Below are 20260 nucleotides of genomic sequence, written 5' to 3' on the forward strand. Positions count from 1 at the left end.
ACCGTGCGAGCATCCCTTGCCTCTCCCTTTGGGAGAGGTGGCCGAGCATAGCGAGGACGGAGAGGGCAAACCATGACAATACCAAAAGACAACACCCAATTAGAAAATGCCCGACGGCTTCGCAGGGAGATGACACCCCACGAGCGTAAGCTCTGGTATCTTTTTCTCCGCAGATATCCAGTAAAATTTACAAACAGCGGATTATCGGCAGATTCATCGTGGACTTTTACTGTGCTTCGGCCAGACTGGTCATTGAATTGGATGGCTCTCAGCATTATGAACCTCAGGGGCTTGCTTATGATGCGGAACGTTCTCAATTTCTGATGTCTCTTGGGCTGGAGATTCTGCGATTTTCCAACCGGGATATCGACAAGGATTTTCGCGGTGTGTGCGCACAAATTGATCTTATCATTCGAAAAAGGCTGCAGGGCCCTCTCAGTCACCTGCGGTGACAGCTCTCCCAAAGGGAGAGCCAAGGGACTGTGCCCCATTACATAGTATGTTGACGTGAAAAATGGAGCGTATCTGTATCGATACGCTCCATTGACTGTTTTATGAACACCCATCTAAATGGGCGGCCGCTTCGCTTTCAATCGGCGCTTGGGAGCCGCGTTCTGCAGGCCGGGCAGCGAGGACGGAGGCAGGGGTTCTCTCGGGGACAGCGCGTGCTGTACACAGACGCAAAAAGAGCCGCCCAGGTGCTTCGGTCGCTGGGCTACCGAAGCGGTAGCCCAGACGGTTTGCACAAGAGCGGCTATGTCGGAAGTATAGCATACGACGCCGACGGTGTCAAGATATCCGGAGGAAAATTACAAGTGTGATCGGCCGCTGCAGAAATCCCCCGTGCAGGAGGAGCTGCAGGATTCTGCACGGGCTACGGCAGCTTCTCGAGCAGCTCCGGCAGACTCAGGCCCGTCTCGCGGGCGATGCGTGCCAGATCGTCGAATTCATACTTTTTGCGGGAAACGCCATAGCCGCCCGCCTGCTTGCAGCGGACCGGCCCCCATGGGCTGTCGGCCTCGCTGACGCTGCGCTGCAGCGCCGTCCGGCTGCAGCGGTGCTCCCGCACGCCGAGCGTTGTCGTGTCGCGCAGGAATACGTCCAGCACAGCCTGCCGCTTTTCCGGGAGGCACAGCGCGCGCAGCAGTACGCCGGGGCGCGATTTTTTCATGCCGATGGGCGTCGTCCATGCGTCGAGTGCCCCTGCTTCCAGCAGACGCTCCAGCGCAAAGCCGATGGCCTCCGGCGTCATGTCATCCAGATTGCAGGCAAGCTCCAGCACGTCCTCCGCGCTGTCCTCCGTCTCGCCCAGCAGGGCTCGGACGCAGTTGGCGGCGGGGAAGTCCTTGCGGCCCATGCCATAGCCGATGCGCTCTACGCGCATGGGCGGCATATCGCCGAAGCGCGCGGCAAACTGCGTCAGCAGGGCAGCGCCGGTCGGCGTGCACAGCTCGCCTGCAATGTGCCCGCCGTAAATGGGAACGCCGCGCAGCAGAATGGCAGTCGCCGGGGCGGGAACGGGGAGAATGCCGTGGGCGCAGCGGACGTGGCCGCTGCCAACATGCACGGGCGAGACGATGATCTGCTCCGGCGCGAGCCGCTCAAGCAGCAGGCACACGGCCGTGATGTCCGCAAGCGCGTCCATCGTGCCGACCTCGTGGAAGTGGATCTGGTCGACCGGCCTGCCGTGGGCCTCGCTCTCTGCTGCGGCCAGACGGCCATAGACGGCGAGGATATTGTCCCGCACACGCTGCGGGACCGGCAGGGCCGCAATGCGCGCGCGGATGTCCGCCATGCCGGTGTGGGAATGAGGGTGTTCATGGGCATGCTCATGCTCGTGCTCATGCTCGTGCTCATGCTCGTGAACATGACTGCAAGCATGTGTGTGCGCCAGCGGGACGTCCTCACTCTCCTCCTCCGCGCCGTTCACGGTCACGGAGAGCTGCGTGCCGCAGATGCCGCACTTTTCGGTGCGCACGGCCGTGGTGACAACGCCGGGGATGCCCAGCGCATTGAGCTCCTGCAGAAATGCCTTCGGCTCCGGCAGCAGCTCGAGCAGCGCCGCCGTGAGCATATCGCCCGCAGCGCCCATGCCGCAGTCAAGATACAGTGTTTTCATGGTTTGGCCCCCATATGATTGATCATGCTGGCAAGATAGCCCGCGCCGAAGCCGTTGTCGATGTTCACGACGGAAACGCCGCTGGCGCAGGAATTCAGCATGGAAAGCAGCGCGGCAACACCGCCGAACGACGCACCATAGCCAACGCTCGTCGGCACGGCAATGACGGGGCAGTCGACCAGTCCGCCGATGACGCTGGCAAGCGCGCCCTCCATCCCGGCAATGGCGATGATGGCGCGCGCACCCATCAGCTCGTCCAGACTGGCGAGCAGACGGTGCAGCCCGGCCACGCCGACGTCATACAGCCGCACGACGCGGTTTCCGAGCACCTCGGCTGTGAGCGCTGCCTCCTCGGCGACGGGAATGTCGCTCGTGCCGCCGGTCGCGACAACGATTTTTCCGTCGCCGTCCGGCTCCGGCAGCGGCCCGACGATGCCGATACGGGAGGCTGCGTCATAGGTGAGCGCTGCGCGCTCCTGCAGATAGGCTGCGGCCTCCGGCTTCATGCGCGTGATGAGCACGGTCTTCTGCCCGCTGCGCTGCAGGGAATCGACGATGCCAGCGATCTGCTCCGGCGTTTTGCCAGCGCCGTAGATGACCTCGGCCGCGCCCTGCCGCAGGCGGCGGTGATGGTCGACGCGCGCATAGCCGAGGTCCTCAAACGGAGCCTCGCGCAGCTGCAGGGCCGCGTCCGCGACGGAGATGCTTCCGTCGCGCACCTGCGTGAGCAGGGCGGTAAGAGAATTATGCATGGCGTGCCTCCAAATCGAGCAGAACTGCCCGGTAATCGGGCTTCAGGGCCGCGACGATCTCGTCGTGCTGGGCCAGCGCCCGGGAAAGCTGATCTGCCGGGAACTGCAGGCGGGCGCAGCCGTCCAGCAGGCGGACGCGGAAGTCCGTATAGCCCTGCGAGAACAGCCAGCCCTCGGCGCGCTCCGTGGCGGCCAGCAGCTCCGGCGTGATGCGCGTGCCGGTGGGGACGCGCGTGGCAAGGCAGGCATAGGCGGGCTTGTCCCAGGTGAACAGCCCGGCCTCGTGCGACAGACGGCGAATTTCCGCCTTCGTCAGGCCGCATTCGCGCAGAGGCGAGCGGACGTCCATCTCGCGCAGGGCGCGCATACCGGGGCGGTCTCCGGCGTCGTCCGAGGCGTTCGTGCCGTCGAGGATGAGCGTGAACCCGTCCTCGGCTGCCGCGCGCTTCAGATTTCCGAAAATATTTTGCTTGCAGTAGTAGCAGCGGTTTGCAGGATTGCGCGCCACATCCTCGGAGGACAGGGCATCCAGCTCCAGCACGGTTAGCTTTGCACCGACGCTCTCGGCCAGCCGCTGCGCATCGTCCAGCTCAAACTGCGGCTGGAACGCCGTCTTGGCGAAGTAGGCGTGCACATCCGCGCCACACTGTACCGCAGCATACAGCAGATACGACGAATCCACGCCGCCCGAAAACGCGATGGCAGCGCGCGGATTTTCCGCGAAAAATTCCTGTAGGGTCATGATGGGGTGTCTCCTTCCTGCTCCGGGCACGGCGTGAGCCGCGCGCGGAAAGAAATGCGCCGCGGGGTCGGCAGTCCGTCAAAGCGGATGAGCCAGGCCTGCTTTGCCTCGTCGAGCTCCAGCATGGTGCCCGTGCCGAGAATGCTGTGCCGCACGCGCTGGCCGGGCCGGAAGGCGGCGGTGTCCGCGCTGCCGCGCAGCGTGCGTTCGCTTATGGCGATGTAGCTGCGGGCGTTATCCAGCAGCATATCGTCGCGCTCACCGCTCTGCTCCAGAAGGCCGGGGGCGATGTCGAGCAGAAAGCGCGAGGGATAGCGGTCGGTTCCGTCAAAATTGCGTCCGGCGGCCTCGGAGAGGTACAGCCCCTGCTCCGCGCGCGTCATTGCGACGAAGGCCAGCCGTCGCTCCTCCTCCATGGCGGGGAGGGTCCGGATCTTTTTCGAGGGGAACAGTCCCTCGTTCATCGCACACAGGAACACATGGGGGAATTCCAGTCCCTTGGCCGTGTGCACGGTCATCAGCTTCACGCGGTCGCTGCTGTCGCCCGCGTCGGCGTTTGTAAACAGGGCCACATGGGCCAGATAGTGCTCGAGCGTGCATTCCTCGCCGCATGTCGTTTCATATTCATAGACGGACTGCTTCAGCTCTGCCAGATTGTCCAACCGCTCCTGACTGCCCTCCGTGCGGAGCATGGCCTCATAGCCGCTTTCGTGCAGGATGGCGGACAGGACCTCCGAGACGGACCGGCCGGAGCAGTCGGACGAAAAGGCGTCGATCAGGGAGACAAAGCGCGCCGCGCCCGTGCCGCGGAAGGCCTCCGTGCCGACACTGCGGCGGCGCTCGCCGATGTTGCGTTTCGGCTGGTTGACGATGCGCAGGAACGACAGGTCGTCCTGACAGGCGATCATGCGCAGGTAGGACAGGGCGTCCTTGATCTCGGCGCGGCCGAAAAACTGCACGCCGCTGTAGATGGTATAGGGGATCTTCTCCCGCTGGAGCACCTCCTCGACCGTCCGTGTGAGATAATGCGCCCGGTAGAGCACGGTCATGTCGCGATAGGGCGTCCCGCCGTCGTGCAGGGTCTGCATCTGCGCGGCCATCCACGCGGCCTCGTCCGCCGCGCTGCGCGCATGGTGCAGACGGACCGGCGCGCCGTCCGGCAGGGTGGGGAGCAGGGATTTTTCCATGCGGTCCGTGTTTCTGGCGATGAGCGAATTGGCCACGGACAGGATCTGCGGCGTGGAGCGGTAATTTTCCATCATCAGGATCGTCCGCGTACCGGGAAAGACCTGATCGAAGTCCAGCAGATACCGGATGTTCGCTCCGCGCCAGGTATAGATCGTCTGGTCGGGATCGCCCACGACGAAGAGGTTGTGGTGATAGCCGCACAGCACCTGCATCAGCGTGTACTGCGGCTCGTCGATGTCCTGAAATTCGTCGACCATGATGTATTCCAGCCGCTGCTGCCACTTGAGGCGGATGTCCGCATCCTGCTCGAAGATATAGAGCGTGAATTTCAGCAGATCGTTGTAGTCCAGCCCGAAGCATTTCTTCTGCTGGTAGAGATAGCCATAGAAAATGATGTCGTCCGGGGCCTCGGCCTGCAGATATTTCTGCTGCAGCGTCTCGAGCGACAGCGTGATGAGATCGAGATAATACTGCGGCGCCTTCTTGAGCTTGCGGAGCTCGATCATGTCCCGCGCTGCGCTGAAGGTCATGGCGCGCAGCGTCAGCCCGCGCTCCTCGTAGATGATGCGGAGCATGGCGTCGATGTCGCTGTTGTCGAGCACGAGAAAGCGCCGCGGATACTGCACGGCGTGGCTGTCCTCCTGCAGGACGGTCACACAGAAGCTGTGGAACGTGCAGATATAGCCCGTGTCCTCGTCGCCCGTCAGGGCGTGGATGCGCTGGCGCATCTCGGCGGCAGACTTGTTCGTGAACGTCACGCACAGGATGTTGCCGGGCAGCGTGCCGACCTCGTTCACAAGATAGGCGAAGCGCCGCGCCAGTGCGCGCGTCTTGCCGGAGCCTGCGCCCGCGATGACACGGACATAGCCCTCTGTGGCCGTGACGGCCTCCCGCTGGGCCGCGTTCAGCCCGCTCAGCAGATCGTCCATGCGTGTTCGCCCCCTTTCCCGAAAAATAATAGCACAAAATCGGGCGAAATACAAGCGCGAGCCGGGCGGGCTTGCGCACTGCCTGCCAATATGCTACAATAACAAACAATAATTAAGAACACCGCCGCAAAGGCGGGGAGGGGAGAGCGCTATGCCGCGTTTTTTTGTTCCGCGCGCGGAGCTGGGTGAGAATTTTCTGGTCCTGACGGGGGAGAATGCCGCGCATGCGCGTGTGCTGCGCCTGAAAAACGGAGATGCCGTCACGGTGTGCGACGGCGAGGGCGAGGAGTGGCACTGCGTTGTCTCGGACGTGGCTCCGGGGCAGGTCAGCCTTGTCGTGCAGGAGCACACGGCCGCAAAGAGCGAGGCGGCCGTATTCTGCAGTGTGTATATGGCCTTTGCCAAGGCGGATAAATTTGAGCATGTGATCCAGAAGGCGACGGAGCTGGGCGCGGCGGAGCTGGTCGCGTTCCCGAGCGCGCGCTGCGTCTCCCGGCCGGATGAGCGCTCACTTGCCAAAAAGCTCGAGCGCTGGCAGAAGATCGCTGCCTCGGCCGCAGAACAGTCCGGGCGCGGCCGCATCCCGCAGGTGCTGGCGCTGCCGTCGTATGAGGCGGCGCTGCAGCGGGCTGCGCAGGCGGAGCTTGCCGTCTGCTTTTATGAGAACGAGGAGCAGCGCACATTCCGCGCCGCCATCGAGTCCGCGCCGTTCCGCACGGCGGCCCTGCTGACGGGGCCGGAGGGCGGTCTGGAGCGCAGCGAGGTGGAGCAGGCGCAGAGGGCCGGCCTGCAGATCTGCACGCTCGGCAGCCGCATCCTGCGCTGCGAGACGGCCCCACTGTGCGCCCTGTCCGCGCTGATGTATACAGCTGGCGAATTCTGAGCGAAAATGAGGGTTAATGAATGAAAACGTGTGTGATCTCCTTCAGCAGCCGGGCGGATGGGAACTGCGCTGCCATTGCCGACTGTGTGCAGGAAACGCTCGGGGCGGAGGGTCTGACCCGCTTCGATTTTTCCGGACTTTCGGTGCATGGCTGCGGCGCTTGCCATTGTGAGTGCTTCCGGCAGCGCGAGGCCTGCCCCTATTTTGCGGACGATGCGTTCCGCCTGAACGAGGCGGCGGCACTGGCGGACCGCGCCGTGTTCATCGTGCCGAATTACTGCGATTTTCCGTGCTCCAATTTTTTCCTGTTCAACGAGCGGAGCCAGTGCTGCTTCAACGGGCATGCCGAGCTGGCGGACCGCTATCTTGCCGTGCCGAAGAAATTCATCGTTGTCAGCAATACGGGCCGGGAGAATTTTCTGGCGGCGTTCCGGGACCATGTGCTGCTCGGAACGGAGCCGGATGTCTGCTTCCTGCGCGCGGCGGCCTACCATCGCATCAGCCTCGACGGCGACCTGATGACCTGCGAGCCTGCCCGTGCAGCCGTCCGGGAGTTTTTGCGGGACTGGTAATGCAGCGGCCTGAGCGCCATGCAGGCAGGCAATGATTGCGGCACAAATTCATTGGCGCAGTGCCTTCAAGTTTGTCATTGCGAGGCCCCGAAGGGGCCGTGGCAATCTCCTGCAACGCCCGGCGGATTCGCCAAGGCTTTCCTGTGATCCGGCCGGGTACTGCGAGATTCCCACGTCGCTTCGCTCCTCGGAATGACAATTCGGGTGCGTTTACCGTTTTAACGATGGCCTTTGCCGTTCGTAAGTTCCGCGCCGGTCGGGGCATGTCCCGACCCTGCAACGCCTCCATGATAGCCGATCTGATCCCCCCGGAAACAGGCATGTTTCCGGGGGAGTTTTGATATATTGGACAGGGGAGGTGAGGGCATGGAGCGGAACGACTCCATTCTGGGCGGCGCGCTGCTTCTGACGGCGGCGAATCTGCTGCTGCGGCTCATCTCCATCGCATTTCAGGTCTTCCTCTCCGTGCGCATCGGCGCGGCGGGGCTGGGACTGATGCAGCTCATCTCGACCATCGGCGTCTTTGCCATGCTGGCCGGGACGGCCGGGGTGCGCGTAACGGCCATGTATCTGGCGGCGGAGGAATTCGGACACCGGCGCTTGAGCGGTGTGCGCGCGGCCATGCGCGCCTGTCTGCAATACGGCATCCTCGTGAGCGCCGTCTCCGGCGCGGCGCTGTTCTTCCTCTCGGACTTTTTTGCGCAGGCATGGCTGCGCGATCTGCGCGCTGCGCCGAGCCTGCGGGTCATGGGCCTGCTGCTGCCGTTTTCCTGCCTGTGCGGGATCATGACGGGGTATTACACGGCCTGCTCCCGCATCCGCCAGCTCGTCGGCATCGAGATCGCGGAGCGGCTGGTGTCCGTCGGGCTGACGGTCACCCTGCTGTACCTCTGGGCCGGGGACGATCTGGCGCGGGCGTGCTGCGCCATCACGTTCGGCAGCTCCGCCGGGTGTATTTTTGACTTCACACTGCTGTATCTGCGCTACCGGCGCGATATGCGGCGTGTCCCGCGCGAGCACATCCCGATGCGAAAGCGCCTGCTGCGCCTGAGTGTCCCGCTGGCGCTGAACGACGCCCTGCGCGCCGGGCTGAACACGGCCGAGCAGCTGCTTATCCCCATCGGCCTTGCGCGCTACGGCGGCTCGACGGAGGAGGCTATGGCGGGCTATGGGACGATCCACGGTATGGTGTTCCCGATCCTGATGTTCCCGGCTGCCATCCTCTATTCCGTCTCCGATCTGCTGGTGCCGGAGCTTTCGCGCTGCCGGGCCATGGGGCGCAGCCTGCGGGTGCGCGACCTGAGCGGGAAGTGTATCCGCATGACCATGCTGTTTGCCGCAGCCGTGGCGGGCTTCTTCTTCGTCTGCGCGGAGGAGCTGGGCCAGTGTGTCTATCACAGCGCGGATGCGGGGCGCTACCTGCGCATCTTTGCACCGATGGTGCTGATGCTCTATCTCGATGCCATTGTCGACGGCATGCTCAAGGGCCTCGCCGAGCAGCTGAGCTGCGTGCGCTATAACACGCTGACGTCTGTTCTGGACGTCGTATTCCTCTATGTCCTGCTGCCGCGCCATGGCGTTGCGGGCTATGTGGCGGTGTTTGCCGTGACGCATGCCATCAACCTGTATTTGAGCATCCGGCGGTTGCTCGTTGCGACGGAGCACCGGCCGCGCGCGGCGGATTTTGCTCTGCCGCTGCTGAGCCTCGGCCTTGCCCTGCTGCTGACGCTCCCGTCTCCGGCGATGGGCGGATGGTTTGTGCGGCTCCTGTGCCGCGGCGGCTGGTTCCTGACGGTTTTGCTCGCGGCCTTTGTGCTGCTGCAGGCCCTGACGCAGCAGGACGGCAGCTGGCTGCGGCGCGTGCTGCGCCGGACGCTTGACAATCGGGGCGGCGCGGGCTACAATGAGGGCAGTTTTTAGGGGAAGCGCTGTTTCAATCAGCGTTTTCTTAGACCAGGAGGCTGATCTCATGCCGCAGACGCCCATGCCGCAGGTGCATCCCATCCCCCCGCTGTTTGACGCGGAGTCCCGCGTGCTCATTCTCGGCTCATTCCCGTCGATCAAGTCGCGGGAGGCTATGTTTTTCTATGGCCATCCGCAGAACCGCTTCTGGCCGCTGCTCGCCCTGCTGACCGGCGAGCCGGCGCCGCAGACCGTGGAGGAGAAGCGCGCGCTTGCCCTGCGCCACCATTTTGCGCTGTGGGACTCCATTGGGCAGTGCACCATCACCGGCTCGTCCGACAGCAGCATCCGCGACGTTGTGCCGAACGACCTGCGCATCATCACGGAGCATGCGCCGATCGAACGCATTTTCTGCAACGGGAACACGTCGCTGAAATACTACCGCCGCTATAACGAGCCGCTGCTCGGCCGCCCGGCCGTTGCTCTGCCGTCGACGAGCCCGGCCAACGCGGCGTGGTCACTGCAGCGTCTGGCCGAGGCCTGGCGCGTGATATTATAAAACGGGAGGAGCCAGATCGAAATGGCTCCTCCCGCTCCGCTTTTTCAGGGCAGCACCGTATCATTCAGCGAGAGCATTCGGCGAAGGCCGAAGGTGCAATGATGCGGTGTTGCCTTAAAATAACCAGATGGCCGGGATGTGGATGTTCGTCAGCCCGAGCTTGGCCTGCAGCGAGAGGGACGGCACGTTATCCGGCGCAACGAAGCAGTACGGCAGCCAGCCGCGCTCCAGATGGAGCCGGATGAGCGCTGCCTCCAGCGCCTGCGCGATGCCGCGGCGGCGAAACTCCGGCACGACCTCGAGCATACCCATGCTGCCCTCGGAATGGATGCCGAGGAAGCCTGCCAGCCGCCCTTCGGCGGTGAAATGGCCCCACAGCGCTCCGGCCTCCGCGCGGCCGCGCAGATAGGGCAGGGGATCGTCAAACAGATGATAGTAGCGCGCCGCCTCCGCGGCGTCTTCCGCCGTCAGCGGGCGGATGGAGCAGGCCGGGACCTCGGGCGGCGACGGCTGCAGGTACAGCAGCGTCTCATAGGCCTCCTGATCGTGCAGTCCAAATTCGCGCTGCACGGCGTCGGCGGCCTCGTGCGAGAAGACGGTGAAGCCCGCGTCCTTCGGAACGGTCACGCCCCGCAGTACGCGCAGCAGGGCGTCCGCATCCGGAATGCCGCAGAAAAGGCCGTTTCCGCCCGTTTGCAGCAGCATGCCCTCCAGCCCGTCGTACAGCGCGCGGCAGCGGCCGGTCCGGCGGAGCATTTCCGTAAAGAGAAGCCGAAGATTTTGATCCATGACGTTTTTCCTTTCCAAATAAAAACCGCGCGGCCCGGAGCCGAGCCGCGCGGAATATGTGCCGGGAAACGCGCTCAGAAGAGCTCGTTGATGATGGCGGCGATCATGGCGATCACGACGAAGTCGGCAAGCAGCTCCACGCCGTTGATGATGAGACCGGTCAGCGCAAGACCCTTCTTAACATTGCGGCGGGCGACGCCTACGATGCCGAGGATGAGGCCGACAATGGACACGAGCAGTGCGAGAATGGCCAGCACGATGCCGCTGGTGCACAGCGTCTGGAGCTCGCTGAAGCTGAAATAGAAGGAGCTGACCGAATCCATGATGCTGGAAATGATGGCAATCACGGCGATCGTGGCGACGAGCGAGACCATGCTCATGACGAACGAGGCCACGCCGACACCGTTGCTGCCCTTCAGCGGGGAGACAGGCTGGACGTAGACCGGCTGCTGGTAGACGGGGTATACCGGGGCCTGCGCGGGAGCGGCAGACTCGGCCGGAGCGGAAGGCTGGGATTCGACGGGAGCGACGGGCGGCTCCACAGGGACGGCGGGCTGCATGGGCTCCACGGCGTTCTGAACAGGTGCGCCGCAGCTGCCGCAGAACGCAGCGCCTTCCTCGACGGGGGCGCCGCAGTTGGCACAGAATGATTTCATAACAGATTCCTCTCTTTCCAGGGCTTAGAGCACGGCGATGCCGATGGCCGCCAGCACGATGAGCCAGATGCACAGGGCGATGGCACTCAGGATCAGACCGGCAATGCCGAGACCCTTGCTGCGGTTCTTCTGGGACATGCCGACGATGCTGAGGATGAGGCCGGGAATGGCCAGTAGGCCGATGTAGGTCCAGCAAAAGATCAGGCCAAGCAGACCGCAGACGAAGCCGGCGATGCTGCAGCCGTGTGCACCGCGCTTTTCGGGAACGGGAGCGGCAACATAGACGGGCTGGGAAGGCTGAGCCTGCACGGGCTGAACGGGGGCCTCAGGGGCAGCCGCAATGGGAGTGCCGCAGTTCGGACAGAATGCGCCGCTGTTGTCGACCATGCTTTTGCAGTTCGGGCACTGGATCATGGACATGGAAATTACCTCGATTCAAACAGATTCAGGAATGACAGGGCATATCCTGTTCATAATAATTTTACACAATCGGTCGGAGAATGTCAAGGCGGAACGTGGCCGGAAGGGTGCAAAAAAGGCCTGCTGCAATGCAAGTTCTGCAGCAGGCCTTTTTGTGGTCATTTTCCTGCGATATGCAGCCGGTTCAGGGCGCGGCTGAGCTTGGCGCGGGCCAGCTTGATGTCGCGCTCCTCCGTGGCCGCTGCGATGCGAGCCTCAGCGCGGGCCTTTGCGGCCTCGGCACGGGCGACGTCGATCTCATCGGCATATTCGAACGTGGTGGCGACGAGACGGACCTCGCCCTTCTCCACGCTGAGAAAGCCGCCGCCGCAGGCTGCATGCCGCGGCTCGCCGTCCTTCGTGACGACGACGCGGCCGATGTCCAGCGCGGCGATATAGTCCGTGTGGTGGGGATAGATGCTCACATAGCCGCCGGTCGTGCGGACAACGACGGAATTGGCCTCTCCGTCAAAGAAGCTGCCGTCCGGCGTGACGATCTGCAGATGGAAGCTGCTCATTTTGCAGCCCCCTGCTTCGCCTTCTCAACGGCCTCGTCGATCGTGCCGACAAACAGGAACGCGGACTCGGGCAGATCGTCATGCTTGCCCTCCAGGATCTCCTTGAAGCCGCGGACCGTCTCCTTGATGGGGACGTACTTGCCCTGCATACCGGTGAACTGCTCGGCAACGGAGAACGGCTGGGACAGGAAGCGCTGGATCTTGCGGGCGCGGCTGACGGTCAGCTTGTCCTCCTCGGACAGCTCGTCCATGCCCATGATGGCGATGATGTCCTGCAACTCCTTATAGCGCTGCAGAATGCGCTGCGTCTCGCGGGCAACCTCGTAGTGCTCCAGACCGACCACGTCCGGCGTCAGGATGCGGGATGTGGACTCCAGCGGATCGACGGCGGGGTAGATGCCGAGCGAGGCGATGCCGCGGTCCAGAACGGTCGTTGCGTCCAGATGGGCGAACGTCGTGGCCGGGGCCGGGTCCGTCAGGTCGTCGGCAGGGACATAAACGGCCTGCACGGACGTGATGGAGCCCTTCTTTGTGGAGGTGATGCGCTCCTGCAGGGCGCCCATTTCCGTGGCCAGCGTCGGCTGGTAGCCCACGGCGGAGGGCATTCTGCCAAGCAGGGCCGAGACCTCGGAGCCTGCCTGCGTGAAGCGGTAGATGTTGTCGATGAAGAGCAGAACGTCCTGCCCCTCGCGGTCGCGGAAGTACTCGGCCATGGTCAGGCCGGACAGTGCCACGCGCATTCTGGCTCCGGGCGGTTCGTTCATCTGACCGTAGACGAGGGCGGTCTTGTTGATAACGCCGGACTGCTGCATCTCGTTATAGAGATCATTGCCCTCACGGGTGCGTTCGCCGACACCCGCGAAGACGGAGATGCCGCCGTGCTGCTTGGCAACGTTGTTGATGAGCTCCATGATGAGGACCGTCTTGCCGACGCCTGCGCCGCCGAACAGACCGATCTTGCCGCCCTTGGCATAGGGGGCGATCAGGTCGACGACCTTGATGCCGGTCTCAAGGATCTCCGTGGAGGTCTGCTGCTCGTCATAGGCGGGCGGGTCGCGGTGGATGCTCCACTTCTCACAGGTGACGGGCTGGGGCTTATTATCGATGGCGCGGCCAAGCAGATTGAAGACGCGGCCGAGCGTCTCGTTGCCGACGGGGACCTTGATGGGCGAGCCGGTGTCTACGGCCTCCATGCCGCGCACCATGCCGTCCGTCGAGCTCATGGCGATGCAGCGGACCACATCGTCGCCGAGCTGCTGGGCGACCTCGCAGACAAGCTTGCCGCCGTCGCGCTCGATCTCGATGGCGTTGAGCAGGTCGGGCAGGTGACCGGCCGGGAAGCGGATGTCCAGCACCGGGCCGATGATCTGCACGACGGAACCAATGTTCTTTTCCTGCATTCGGTTGACTCCTTTCCGTTACAGCGCCTCGGCGCCGGAAACGATTTCTGTGATCTCCTGCGTGACGGCTGCCTGCCGCGCGCGGTTGTATTTGAGGACCAGCGAGTCGATGAGCTCACCGGCGTTTTTATTGGCGGCGTTCATGGCCGTGCGGCGCGCACCGTGCTCGGAGGCAGAGGCCTCACAGAGGGCGGAATACAGCACGCCGGAGACATACTGCGGCACGATGGCCGCAACCAGGGCGGCAGGGTCGTCCTCGACGGTCGCGCTCTGGTACTTTGCATCGCCCGTGAGCTGCAGCGGCAGAACACCGGCAGAGGCGGGGACCTGTGAGAGCATGGAGCGGAACTCCGTATAGACGACGGTCACGCGGTCATAGCGCCCGGCTGCAAAGCCGTCGCACAGCAGGCGGGCGATCTGCATGCAGTCGCCGATGCCGACGGAGGCGGCAAGGCCGAAATAGGTGCTGACGAGCTCCGCACCGCTGCGGGTGAACTGCTCGAGCGGCTTTTTGCCGATGGGCAGCACGCAGTAGGGCTCGCTGCCTGCCAGCGAGAGCACGAGCCGGTGCAGGTTGGCGTTGTAGCCGCCTGCCAGACCGCGGTCGCCGCCGATGACGACGAAGCAGGTCTTCTTCACGGGGCGCACCTCGGAATAGACGGACGGCGTTTCCTTCAGCCCGGCCTGAATGCCCGCGATGGCTTCACCCAGCACCTCGTGGAAGGGGCGGGAGCGCTCGACCCGCTCGCGCGCATGACGCAGCTTGGACGTGGCGACGAGCTCCATGGCGCGGGTGATCTGCTGGGTGCTCTCGACGCTGCGGATGCGCGTCTTGATATCCTTCATGGAAGCCATAGGCAGCGCTCCTTAGGCCGTGAACGGCGCGCGGCAGGATTCGATGGCGGCGCGCAGCGCGGCCTCGTTTTCCGGCCGAAGCTCGCCGGTCTTGCGGATGTCCTCGAGAATTTCGGGATGCTGCACGGTCAGATGGTCAAACAGCGCGTTCTCAAAGGCGGAAATGCGTTCGACGGGGACGTCCATGAGCATGTTGTGCACGACAGCGTAGAGAATGCTGACCTGCAGGGCGACGTCCAGCGGGGAGCTGCGGTCCTGCTTGAGCACCTCCACGACGCGCTCGCCCTGGGCAAGGCGCGTCTTTGTGTCGGCATCGAGGTCCGAGCCGAACTGCGCGAAGGACTGCAGCTCGCGGTACTGCGAGTACGTCAGCTTCAGGGTACCGGCGACCTTCTTCATGGCCTTGATCTGGGCGCTGCCGCCGACACGTGACACGGAGATGCCGGGGTTGATAGCCGGGCGGATGCCGGAGTGGAACAGCTCGGACTCCAGATAGATCTGGCCGTCCGTGATGGAAATGACGTTCGTCGGAATATAGGCCGAGACGTCGCCGGCCTGCGTTTCGATAATGGGCAGGGCCGTCATGGAGCCGCCGCCGTATTCCGGGGCGACGCGGGCCGCGCGCTCGAGCAGACGGGAGTGCAGATAGAACACATCGCCGGGGTAGGCCTCGCGTCCGGGCGGGCGGCGGATGAGCAGGGAAAGGGCACGGTAGGCCACGGCGTGCTTCGACAGGTCGTCATAGACGATGAGCACGTCCTTGCCCTGATCCATGAAGTATTCGCCCATGGTGCAGCCGGAGTACGGCGCGATATACTGCAGCGGAGCCAGCTCCGAGGCTGTCGCGGAGACAACGATGGTATAGTCCATGGCGCCGCCGCGGGCGAGCGTATCGACGAGCTGGGCGACGGTCGAGCGCTTCTGGCCGATGGCGACATAGATGCAGATGACGTTCTTGCCCTTCTGGTTCAGAATGGTATCCGTCGCGATGACGGTCTTACCGGTCTGGCGGTCGCCGATGATGAGCTCGCGCTGGCCGCGGCCGATGGGGATCATGGAGTCGATGGCCTTGATGCCGGTCTGCAGCGGGACGCTGACGGACTTGCGCTCAATGATGCCTGGGGCGTTGCGCTCGATGGGGCGCAGCTCCTTCGAGTCGATGGGGCCCTTGCCGTCAATGGGCTGGCCGAGGGCGTCGACGACGCGGCCGATGAGGGCCTCGCCGACCGGGACGGACACGACGCGGCCCGTGCGCTTGACAAGGCCGCCCTCGCGGATGCCGACGTCCGTGCCGAGCATGACGACGCTGACGCAGCTCTCCTCGAGGTTCAGCGCCATGCCGAACGAGCCGTTCTCGAAGCGGAGCAGCTCGTTGGATTTGCATTTATCCAGTCCATGCACCTTGGCGATGCCGTCGCCGACCTGAATGACGTAGCCGATCTCATCCTGCTGCGTCTGGGATGCATAATTTTTGATCTGATCCTTGATGATCTTACTGATATCGTCGATTCTGAGATTCACGGTTTCACCAACCTTATCTTTTGATGGGGAGCCGGTCAGACCACGGTCTGGCTCAGGCTGCGGCGCAGGCGCTCCAGACGGCTGCGGATGCTGTCGTCGAGCTGGATGCCGCCATAGCGCAGGGTAATGCCGCCGAGCAGCGTGGGATCGGTGCGGCAGGTCAGGCTGACGGTCTTGCCGGTCAGCGACTCGAGCCGGGCGCACAGGGCCTCGCGCTGCCGCTGCTGCATGGGAACGGCCGTGATGGCCGTCGCGCGCAGGATGCCGTGCGCCTCGTCATAGGCCGCCTCATAGGCGGTCAGGCAGGCGGGCAGCTGCCAGAGCGCGCGCCGGTCGCACAGCAGGCACAGGAAATTGCGCAGCTCCTGCGACGCGCCGGAAAAGGCCTGCAGCAGCAGGGCGTGTTTTTCCGGCCCGGCCACGGCGGGCGTGTCCATCAGCGTGACATAACCTGGGTTTTCCCGCAGGGCGCGGCGGACGAGCTGCAGCTCCTCCAGCACCCCGTCGCCGCAGCCGTCCTCTTCCGCGAGCTGAAACAGCGCACGGCCATAGCTTGCGGCATCAATCATGGCTGTCCCCCAATTTCTCAATGAAGGAATCGATCAGTTCGGTGTGCTCCTCGCTGCGGATATCGCGCTGCAGGACGGCGGAGGCAATGTCCACCGCCATATCGGACACATCGTCCTTGATCTCGTTCATGGCGCGCTTCTTTTCCAGCGCGACCTGCGCCTCAGCGCGCTGCATGGTCTGCGCCGCCTTGTCCTGCGCGTCGCGGAGGATCTCCTCCTCACGGAGCTGGGCACGGCGGTTGGCGTCGCGGAGCAGCGCCTCGCTCTCGGCGTTGGCCTGCTGCAGGCGCGTCTCATAGCGCGCGCGCATCTCTTCTGCCTCGGCCTTGGCACGGTTGGCGTTGTCGTAGAGGTCGTCGACCTCCTTCTGGCGCGAATCGATCATGTTCTTGACGGGCTTGAAGAGGAGCTTTTTCATGACCAGATAGAGGATGACCAGATTGCACAGCGTGAACAGGCAGGTCCAGAAATCCACACCGACAAAGCTCTCAAATCCCGTAAAAAATTTCAAGCCGCATCTCTCCTTTCTCCGGCAGATCTCGTGGTGCTGCGCCGCATCAGAAAACGAAGAGCAGCAGCAGAGCGATGACCAGAGAGTAGATACCGGTGGACTCGGTGATGGCGCAGCCGAGGATCATGTTGGTACGCAGCGTATCGGAGACCTCCGGCTGACGTGCCATGCCCTCGAGAGCCTTACCGACGGCATTACCTTCGCCGACTGCCGGGCCGATAGCGCCCAGACCCATGCAGAGACCTGCGCCGATCGCAGCGGCGGCCTTGATGATTGCTTGATCCATTGTGTGTTTCCTCCTGTAAATATTGTTGTGTTTGGAACGATCTCAAATCGGGGTTTGCTTATTTCTTCTCCGGCTTTGGGGCGGGGGGCGGACAGGCCGCGCCGACGTAGACCATCGTCAGCATGCAGAACACGAGTGCCTGGATGCAGCCGGTAAAGAGATCAAAATAGATGGAGAGGACGGCGGGGATGCCGACCTGGAAAATGGGGATGGACGAGATGAATTCACTCGGGATCCAGCCGAGCACGAACGAGCTCAGCGCGGACAGACCGCCGTAGATAAGGGCCGTGAGCACGGAGCCGCCGGCGATATTGCCGAAGTGACGGAACGACATGGAGATCGGCTGTGCGATCTCGCTGATGATGTTCATCGGCGTCATAACGACCACGGGCTCCGTGAAGCCCTTCAGCCAGCCGAAGAAGCCGTTGTTCTTGATGTTGTTGTACCAGACGAGAGCGGTCGTCATGAGGGCCCAGGTGAGCGTTGTGCTGAGGTCGGCCGTCGAGCTGCGCAGGAAGCCGGTCAGGCTGGCAAGTGAGCCGAGCACGGACGAGCAGAACAGCGCGCCGATGTAGGGCGCAAAGCGCTCATTGTGCTTGCCCATCGTGTCGTCCACGAGCTTGTAAACGGCAAGGACGGCGCGCTCCGTGACGGCCTGCATGCGGCCGGGGCGCTTCCGGAGATTACGGCCGAGCCGCCAGCAGAGAATCGTCACCGCGGCCAGAACGAGGAGCGAGGTGAGCGTCGTCTGCGTGATGGTCACATCGCACAGACCGAAAAACGAAAACTCCGCAAGGATGCGCGGACCGGTGATATTAACATTCATGCAGTGGGAACTCCCTTCTTTTTCTTGCGTACCAGCTCGGAAGCCATGAGCGCCAGCCGCATGAAGCACAGCGGCAGCAGCGTGGCCAGCGGGTCGAACCGCTTGCTCTTGAGCGCGATGACCAGAACGACCAGCAGCACGACCATGCGCACGACGAACAGCACGCGGGACGTGAGCTGGGCGGACAGTGGGTTTTCCTTCTTCGAGGCCCGCAGCAGGCCGAGGATCATGGCGGCAAAATTCACCAGCGCGGCGGCGGTACCGAGCGCGGCGCCGAGCAGAATATCCTGCCGCAGCGCGGCGAACAGAGCGTAGCAGCCCAGCATGATGCCGGACAGCACGATCTCTGCGGCGAGCGTCGGCAGAACGAGCCACTTCAGACTGCCGGACGTTGACTCGTTAACGGGTTCCATGCGGATCATCCTCCTTTTTGTGAGATGACGGAACATCGGAAGACGGGGGAACGGTGGGGTCCATGGTGCGGGCAGCCGTCAGCAGAAAATGGAACATGCTGTACAGCCCGGCGAACACGCCGAAGACGATGGCGGTAATCATAATCCAGCGGCCAAGTCCGCAGCGCGTGTGCAGCAGCCAGCCGCCGAGAATGATGAGCCCAGCCGGGCACACCATACAGAAGCCTGCCTGAATGCAATAATTGACGGCATAAATCGCGCGAAATACCTTTTTCGGCAAGAAAGAGCACCTCCTAAAAAACAGGACCCGATTCTCCCCTATTATCAGTTAACATCATACCCCTTTTTTTCAAAAATTGCAATATGCAAAGCTTGAAAAATGTCTGAAATCAGGGTGGCCTTTCGAATATGCTCCGCGTTGACATTCTGCGGGGAATTCGATATAATTGTTCACGATCGCCGCGCAGAATGCGGCTTTGTTGATTCTTCCCGATTTGAGGTGTCTTGATTTTGAAAACTCCCGATCTCCGGCCGGAAACGCTCTGCATTCAGGCCGGCTACACGCCGGGCAACGGCGAACCGCGCCAGATCCCGATCATCCAGAGCACAACATTCCGCTATGAGACCTCCGAGGCCATGGGAAAGCTCTTTGACCTCGAGGCGGACGGCTATTTCTATTCCCGCCTGCAGAATCCGACCTGCGACCACGTTGCGGCGAAGATCGCGGCGCTCGAGGGCGGCACGGCCGCCATGCTGACCGGCTCCGGGCAGGCCGCCAATTTTATGGCCATGTTCAACATCGCCGGCTGCGGCGACCACATCGTGAGCTCCGCGTCCATTTACGGCGGCAGCTATAATCTGTTTGCCGTGACGATGAAGCGCATGGGACTCTCCTGCACGTTCGTTGACCCGGACTGCTCCGCGGAAGAGCTGAACGCCGCGTTCCGCCCGAACACAAAGGCCGTGTTCGGTGAGACCATCGCCAACCCTGCCCTGACCGTGCTGGATATCGAAAAGTTCGCCGCTGCGGCCCATGCCCATGGCGTGCCGCTCATCGTGGACAACACGTTTGCCACGCCCGTCAACTGCCGCCCGCTCTCGTGGGGCGCGGATATCGTGACGCACTCCACCACAAAGTATATGGACGGCCATGCGGCGGCCCTCGGCGGCTGCATCGTCGACGGCGGCAAATTCGATTGGACGAAATATCCCGAAAAATTCCCCGGCCTGTGCACGCCGGACGAGAGCTACCACGGCGTGACATATACGGAGCGCTTCGGACTCGGCGGCGCGTTCATCACAAAGGCCACGGCCCAGCTCATGCGCGACCTCGGCGCGGTGCAGTCCCCGCACAACGCATTTCTGACAAATCTCGGCCTTGAGAGCCTGCCCGTGCGCGTGCGCCAGCACTGCGCCAATGCGCAGCGTATCGCAGAGCACCTGCAGGGCCACGAAAAGATCGCGTGGGTGAAGTACTGCGGCCTGCCCGGCGACCGCTATTACGAGCTGGCGCAGAAATATCTGCCGAACGGCTCCTGCGGCGTTATTTCGTTCGGCGTCAAGGGCGGCAGAGCCGCCGCCGAGCGGTTTATGAGCCATCTGAAGCTCGCCTCTATCGAGACGCACGTCGCCGATGCGCGGACATGCTGCCTGCATCCCGCCAGCACGACGCACCGCCAGATGAACGACAGCGAGCTTGCCGCAGCGGGTGTTTCTCCCGACCTTGTGCGGCTGTCCTGCGGCCTTGAGAATGCGGACGACCTGATTGCCGACCTCGATCAGGCGCTTGCCGCCGAATAAGCCGGAGGAAA

Annotated in this window: 23 protein-coding genes; 6 read left to right on the forward strand and 17 right to left on the reverse strand. The window is 63.2% G+C overall.

Translation table 11 applies throughout. The annotated features are described in order from the left end of the window. Positions 1–218 precede the first annotated feature (218 nt). Entirely contained in the window at positions 219–452 is a 234-nt protein-coding gene (locus tag ACMKFF_RS00475; RefSeq protein ID WP_419495703.1) for an endonuclease domain-containing protein, read from the forward strand. A 422-nt stretch (positions 453–874) separates the two neighbouring features. Here ACMKFF_RS00475 and larC read toward each other — a convergent pair whose 3' ends face one another. From larC to ACMKFF_RS00495, 4 genes are read right to left on the reverse strand one after another with little or no spacing between them, the layout of a single operon-like run. Further along, positions 875–2119: a nickel pincer cofactor biosynthesis protein LarC gene (larC, locus tag ACMKFF_RS00480; protein ID WP_419495704.1), complete on the reverse strand. Its 1245-nt coding sequence runs from the start codon at positions 2117–2119 to the stop codon at positions 875–877. After that, entirely contained in the window at positions 2116–2871 is a 756-nt protein-coding gene (gene larB, locus ACMKFF_RS00485) for a nickel pincer cofactor biosynthesis protein LarB (protein ID WP_349135031.1), read from the reverse strand. The genes larC and larB overlap by 4 nt, the downstream gene beginning before the upstream one ends. Further along, positions 2864–3613, reverse strand: a complete 750-nt coding sequence (larE, locus tag ACMKFF_RS00490; protein ID WP_419495705.1) for an ATP-dependent sacrificial sulfur transferase LarE — start codon at positions 3611–3613, stop codon at positions 2864–2866. The genes larB and larE overlap by 8 nt, the downstream gene beginning before the upstream one ends. After that, positions 3610–5730 (reverse strand): ATP-dependent helicase, encoded by a 2121-nt coding sequence (locus tag ACMKFF_RS00495; RefSeq protein WP_419495706.1) that lies wholly within the window; start codon positions 5728–5730, stop codon positions 3610–3612. Before ACMKFF_RS00495 ends, larE begins: the two co-directional genes overlap by 4 nt. A 151-nt stretch (positions 5731–5881) precedes the next feature. On the opposite strand from ACMKFF_RS00495, the gene ACMKFF_RS00500 reads away from it, so the two are divergent. The 4 genes from ACMKFF_RS00500 to ACMKFF_RS00515 all read left to right on the forward strand — a co-directional run bounded on the left by ACMKFF_RS00500 (position 5882) and on the right by ACMKFF_RS00515 (position 9646). Next, the gene (locus ACMKFF_RS00500; protein WP_419495707.1) at positions 5882–6613 is read left to right on the forward strand and encodes a 16S rRNA (uracil(1498)-N(3))-methyltransferase; all 732 of its coding nucleotides are present in this window, start codon (positions 5882–5884) and stop codon (positions 6611–6613) included. 20 nt (positions 6614–6633) lie between these two features. Then, complete coding sequence (locus ACMKFF_RS00505) at positions 6634–7185, forward strand: hypothetical protein (RefSeq protein WP_419495708.1); 552 nt, start codon at positions 6634–6636, stop codon at positions 7183–7185. 366 nt (positions 7186–7551) lie between these two features. After that, positions 7552–9105: a polysaccharide biosynthesis C-terminal domain-containing protein gene (locus ACMKFF_RS00510; RefSeq protein ID WP_419495709.1), complete on the forward strand. Its 1554-nt coding sequence runs from the start codon at positions 7552–7554 to the stop codon at positions 9103–9105. Positions 9106–9154: 49 nt separating this feature from the next. Continuing rightward, positions 9155–9646: a DNA-deoxyinosine glycosylase gene (locus ACMKFF_RS00515; protein WP_419495710.1), complete on the forward strand. Its 492-nt coding sequence runs from the start codon at positions 9155–9157 to the stop codon at positions 9644–9646. Between the two features lie 114 nt (positions 9647–9760). Here the strand turns inward: ACMKFF_RS00515 and ACMKFF_RS00520 are convergent, their stop codons facing one another. From ACMKFF_RS00520 to ACMKFF_RS00580, 13 genes are all read right to left on the reverse strand, one after another. Beyond that, complete coding sequence (locus tag ACMKFF_RS00520) at positions 9761–10435, reverse strand: GNAT family N-acetyltransferase (RefSeq protein WP_419495711.1); 675 nt, start codon at positions 10433–10435, stop codon at positions 9761–9763. 74 nt (positions 10436–10509) lie between these two features. Further along, entirely contained in the window at positions 10510–11091 is a 582-nt protein-coding gene (locus tag ACMKFF_RS00525; RefSeq protein WP_419495712.1) for a zinc ribbon domain-containing protein, read from the reverse strand. Positions 11092–11115: 24 nt separating this feature from the next. Next, a complete protein-coding gene (locus ACMKFF_RS00530) occupies positions 11116–11511 on the reverse strand; it encodes a zinc ribbon domain-containing protein (RefSeq protein WP_419495713.1) in 396 nt (131 codons plus the stop codon). A 158-nt stretch (positions 11512–11669) separates the two neighbouring features. Beyond that, on the reverse strand, positions 11670–12068 hold the full coding sequence (atpC, locus tag ACMKFF_RS00535; RefSeq protein WP_349135917.1) for an ATP synthase F1 subunit epsilon: 399 nt from the start codon (positions 12066–12068) through the stop codon (positions 11670–11672). After that, complete coding sequence (gene atpD / locus ACMKFF_RS00540; RefSeq protein ID WP_349135915.1) at positions 12065–13468, reverse strand: F0F1 ATP synthase subunit beta; 1404 nt, start codon at positions 13466–13468, stop codon at positions 12065–12067. The genes atpC and atpD overlap by 4 nt, the downstream gene beginning before the upstream one ends. 18 nt (positions 13469–13486) lie before the next feature. Further along, positions 13487–14323, reverse strand: coding sequence for an ATP synthase F1 subunit gamma (atpG, locus tag ACMKFF_RS00545; RefSeq protein WP_419495714.1), 837 nt, complete (start codon positions 14321–14323; stop codon positions 13487–13489). A gap of 12 nt (positions 14324–14335) precedes the next feature. Further along, positions 14336–15844 (reverse strand): F0F1 ATP synthase subunit alpha, encoded by a 1509-nt coding sequence (gene atpA / locus ACMKFF_RS00550; RefSeq protein ID WP_367927275.1) that lies wholly within the window; start codon positions 15842–15844, stop codon positions 14336–14338. 35 nt (positions 15845–15879) lie between these two features. Continuing rightward, positions 15880–16413 carry an ATP synthase F1 subunit delta gene (atpH, locus tag ACMKFF_RS00555; RefSeq protein WP_367927274.1) on the reverse strand — a complete coding sequence of 178 codons (534 nt, stop codon included), beginning with the start codon at positions 16411–16413 and terminating at the stop codon, positions 15880–15882. Beyond that, positions 16406–16924, reverse strand: coding sequence for a F0F1 ATP synthase subunit B (gene atpF, locus ACMKFF_RS00560; RefSeq protein WP_349135911.1), 519 nt, complete (start codon positions 16922–16924; stop codon positions 16406–16408). The genes atpH and atpF overlap by 8 nt, the downstream gene beginning before the upstream one ends. 46 nt (positions 16925–16970) lie before the next feature. After that, positions 16971–17210, reverse strand: coding sequence for an ATP synthase F0 subunit C (atpE, locus tag ACMKFF_RS00565; RefSeq protein WP_349135910.1), 240 nt, complete (start codon positions 17208–17210; stop codon positions 16971–16973). Between the two features lie 58 nt (positions 17211–17268). After that, positions 17269–18036 (reverse strand): F0F1 ATP synthase subunit A, encoded by a 768-nt coding sequence (gene atpB / locus ACMKFF_RS00570; protein ID WP_349135908.1) that lies wholly within the window; start codon positions 18034–18036, stop codon positions 17269–17271. Next, positions 18033–18449 carry an ATP synthase subunit I gene (locus ACMKFF_RS00575; RefSeq protein ID WP_419495715.1) on the reverse strand — a complete coding sequence of 139 codons (417 nt, stop codon included), beginning with the start codon at positions 18447–18449 and terminating at the stop codon, positions 18033–18035. Before ACMKFF_RS00575 ends, atpB begins: the two co-directional genes overlap by 4 nt. Further along, positions 18436–18729: an AtpZ/AtpI family protein gene (locus ACMKFF_RS00580; protein ID WP_419495716.1), complete on the reverse strand. Its 294-nt coding sequence runs from the start codon at positions 18727–18729 to the stop codon at positions 18436–18438. Before ACMKFF_RS00580 ends, ACMKFF_RS00575 begins: the two co-directional genes overlap by 14 nt. A gap of 230 nt (positions 18730–18959) precedes the next feature. Here ACMKFF_RS00580 and ACMKFF_RS00585 point away from each other — a divergent pair, with 230 nt between their 5' ends. Then, complete coding sequence (locus ACMKFF_RS00585; RefSeq protein WP_367927270.1) at positions 18960–20249, forward strand: O-acetylhomoserine aminocarboxypropyltransferase/cysteine synthase family protein; 1290 nt, start codon at positions 18960–18962, stop codon at positions 20247–20249. Positions 20250–20260: the final 11 nt, after the last annotated feature.

The sequence above is a fragment of the Faecousia sp. genome (assembly GCF_048519415.1).
Taxonomy (GTDB): domain Bacteria; phylum Bacillota; class Clostridia; order Oscillospirales; family Oscillospiraceae; genus JAZOXB01.